Below are 3,497 nucleotides of genomic sequence, written 5' to 3'. Positions count from 1 at the left end.
CCGTCCGGCCCGACGCCCGCGCCGCCCGCCGCTGACAGCACGAGGGGCGCCGATCGGTCGGACCGGTCGGCGCCCCTCGTCGTGGTGCGTGCGCGGCGTCAGCCGGCGTTGGCCACCAGGCCCATCTCGGCGGGCGAGGTGAGCGCGGGGTGCGCCGGCAGGACGCGGACGGTGTAGCCGAACGCGCCGGTGCGGCGCAGGCCCACCGTGGCGGTGAACTTGTGCCGGCCGCCCTCGTAGCTCTCGGCGTGCTCCAGCGGGGCGCTCACGGTGTCGGCGAGGGCGTCGGCCTCGTTGACCCGGCCGTGGACGAGCTGGACGCTGACGTCCTGCGGGCCAAGGTCGCCGAGCGACACGTAGGCGTCGACCCGGAGCTGGTCACCGACCTGCGGGCTGTCGGCGAGGTCGCCGGACTCCACGTGGTCGACGCGGACGGAGTGCCAGTGCTGCACGACCGTCTTCTTCCAGGCCGCGAGCTCCTTGGCGCCGCTGTGGTCCGGGGCCGCCTCCAGCGCGTGCGAGCCGCGGGCGGAGGGGGCGTACAGCTCGCCGACGTAGTCGGCGACCATCCGGTCGGCGAGCACCTTCGGCCCGAGCGTGGCCAGCGTGTGGCGCACCATCTGCAGCCAGCGCCGGGGCAGGCCCTGCGCGTCGCGGTCGTAGAACCGGGCCGCCACCGAGTTCTCGATGAGGTCGTAGAGCGCGGCCGCCTCGAGGTCGTCGCGGTGGTCGGGGTCGTCGACGCCGTCGGCGGTGGGGATCGCCCAGCCGTTCTCGCCGTCGTACCACTCGTCCCACCAGCCGTCGAGGATCGACAGGTTGAGGCCGCCGTTGAGGGCGGACTTCATGCCGGAGGTGCCGCACGCCTCGAGCGGGCGCAGCGGGTTGTTGAGCCACACGTCGCAACCCGGGTACAGCGACTGCGCCATGGCGATGTCGTAGTTGGGCAGGAACGCGATGCGGTGGCGCACGTCGTGCGCGTCGGCGAAGCGGATGACCTGCTGGATGAGCCGCTTGCCCTGCTCGTCCGCCGGGTGCGACTTGCCCGCGACGATGAGCTGGACCGGGCGGGTCGGGTGCAGCAGCAGCGAGCGCAGCCGCTCCGGGTCGCGCAGCATGAGCGTGAGCCGCTTGTACGTCGGCACGCGGCGGGCGAAGCCGATGGTGAGGACGTCCGGGTCGAAGGCGTCCTCGATCCAGCCGAGCTCGGCCGGGGACGCGCCGCGGGTGAGCCAGGACCGGCGCACGCGGCGGCGGGCCTCGACGACGAGCTGCTCGCGCAGCGTCCGGCGCAGCGCCCAGATCTCCTCGTCGGGGATGTCACCGACGGAGGCCCAGTCCACGGAGCCGCGGTCGGAGCCGTCGCCCTGCACGCCGCCGTGCTTGGCCACGAGGTCCACGACCCGGGTGTCGACCCAGGTCGGGTGGTGCACGCCGTTGGTGATGGAGCTGATCGGCGTCTCGGTCGGGTCGAAGCCGGTGAACAGGCCCTCGAACATGTCGCGGCTGACCACGCCGTGCAGGCGGGAGACGCCGTTGGCCCGCTGCGCGAGGCGCAGGCCCATGACGGCCATGTTGAACACCGACGGGTCGCCGCCGGCGAAGTCCTCCGCGCCCAGGGCGAGGATCTTCTCCACCGGCACGCCGTCGACGCCGTTGTCGCCGCCGAAGTACGTCTCGATCTGGTCGCGGCCGAAGCGGTCGATGCCCGCGGGGACCGGGGTGTGGGTGGTGAAGACGGTGCCGGCGCGCACGGACTCCAGCGCCTCGTCGAAGTCCAGGCCCTCGCTCGTGAGCTCGCGGATCCGCTCGATGCCGAGGAAGCCGGCGTGGCCCTCGTTGGAGTGGAACACCTCGGGGGCAGGGCTGCCGGTGAGGCGGGCGAAGAGGCGCAGGGCGCGGACGCCGCCGATGCCCAGGAGCATCTCCTGCTGGAGGCGGTGCTCCTTGCTGCCGCCGTAGAGGCGGTCGGTGACGGTGCGGGCGCGCTCGTCGTTGGTGGGGATGTCGGAGTCGAGCATGAGCAGCGGGACGCGGCCCACCTGCGCGCGCCAGACGTGGGCGTGCAGCTCGCGGCCGCCGGGCAGGCCGACCGTGACGGTGGCGGCGGTGCCGTCCTCCTCGCGCAGCAGCGTCATCGGCAGGCCGTCGGGGTCGAGGACGGGGTAGGTCTCCTGCTGCCAGCCGTCGCGGCTGAGGGACTGCTTGAAGTACCCGGTCTTGTAGAACAGCCCGACGCCGACGATCGGCACGCCCAGGTCGGACGCGGACTTCAGGTGGTCTCCGGCGAGGATGCCGAGCCCGCCGGAGTACTGCGGGAGCGCGGCGGCGATGCCGAACTCCGGGGAGAAGTAGGCGACGGTGCGGGGCACGTCGCTCTGGTGCTGGTACCAGCGGTCGCTGGTCAGGTACTCGTCCAGCTCCTGCGAGGCGGCACGGACCCGGGCGACGACGGCCGTGTCGCCTGCCAGGGCCTCCAGCTCCTCGGGCGTGAGCAGGCCGAGCATGCGGGCGGGCTCCTCGCGGGCCTCCACCCACTTGCGCGCGTCGAGGGAGGCGAACAGCTCCCGCGTCGGCGCGTGCCAGGACCAGCGGAGGTTGAGCGCCAGCTCCCCCAGGGGGGCGAGGGGCTCGGGCAGCACGGTGCGGACGGTGAACCGTCGGATGGCTCTCACGTGACGGGAGCGTAAGCGCTTGCAGGGGCTCCCGTCACCGGTGTCCGCGCGACTGCCCCCGACCGGCCCCGCGGCTGCTCCGGACGGGTGACGGGCGGGGCCGGGCCGGGTGTCCGGCCGGGTGTCCGGGCCGGGTGTCCGGGCCGGGTGCCCGGGCCGCGGTCGGGCCCGGCGGTCAGGCGCGGGCGAAGGTGAGGCAGACGGCGTGGCCGGCGCTGGTGTCGACGTCGATGGCGGGCGCGGAGCACTCGAGGCGCTCGTTGTGCACGCAGGAGGACTCGTGGCAGGCACCGACCGCCGCATGGGCGTCGTCCGTGCCGCCGCGCACCTCGGCGCCGAGGAACGTCTCGCACGCGGCCGAGCCGCTGTTGCCGACGGTGATGGCGGCCGCGTGGCACGCGTGCCCGCCGTTGTAGGCGCACATGCTCGCCTCGCAGGAGTGGACCAGGGGCAGGGCAGCTCCGACAGGCATGGTGGCTCCTTCGTCGTGGTGTGCGTCCGTGGGCCGGACGAGGACGACGGTAGCGCGCCGACGGCATTTACGTCACCCCTCTGCGAGGACGAACCCGCAGGTCAGAGCCAGTTTAGCGACCGCGGGAGTGACGTAATGAGGGAAGGCGAGCCGACTCTTCCCGGACCGGCGGCGACCGCTCCGCAGCCTGGACGTGCTCCGGGCGGCGCCGTCTCGGTACGGTCGTCGGGTGGCAGCCGAGAAGACACCGCCCCCGTCCTCGACGACCGGTCAGCCGGTACGACCGGGCGGCCCCGCGGCCGCCGCCGGGGCGACGCCCCCGCCGCACGGCACGCCCGCCGGCACCGCGC

General features: G+C 74.0%; 2 protein-coding genes. Both read right to left on the bottom strand.

What is annotated here, in order from left to right:
* Positions 1-98: 98 nt before the first annotated feature.
* Positions 99-2,675: an alpha-glucan family phosphorylase gene (gene glgP, locus WCS02_RS12535; RefSeq protein ID WP_340293694.1), complete on the bottom strand. Its 2,577-nt coding sequence runs from the start codon at positions 2,673-2,675 to the stop codon at positions 99-101.
* Between the two features lie 175 nt (positions 2,676-2,850).
* Complete coding sequence (locus WCS02_RS12530; protein ID WP_340293692.1) at positions 2,851-3,147, bottom strand: DUF1540 domain-containing protein; 297 nt, start codon at positions 3,145-3,147, stop codon at positions 2,851-2,853.
* Between the last annotated feature and the right edge of the window lie 350 nt (positions 3,148-3,497).

This window comes from Aquipuribacter hungaricus (assembly GCF_037860755.1).
Taxonomy (GTDB): Bacteria; Actinomycetota; Actinomycetes; order Actinomycetales; family JBBAYJ01; genus Aquipuribacter; species Aquipuribacter hungaricus.
The sequence above is the reverse complement of the archived record's forward strand: the minus strand, read 5'-3'. Positions and strand labels throughout refer to the sequence as shown.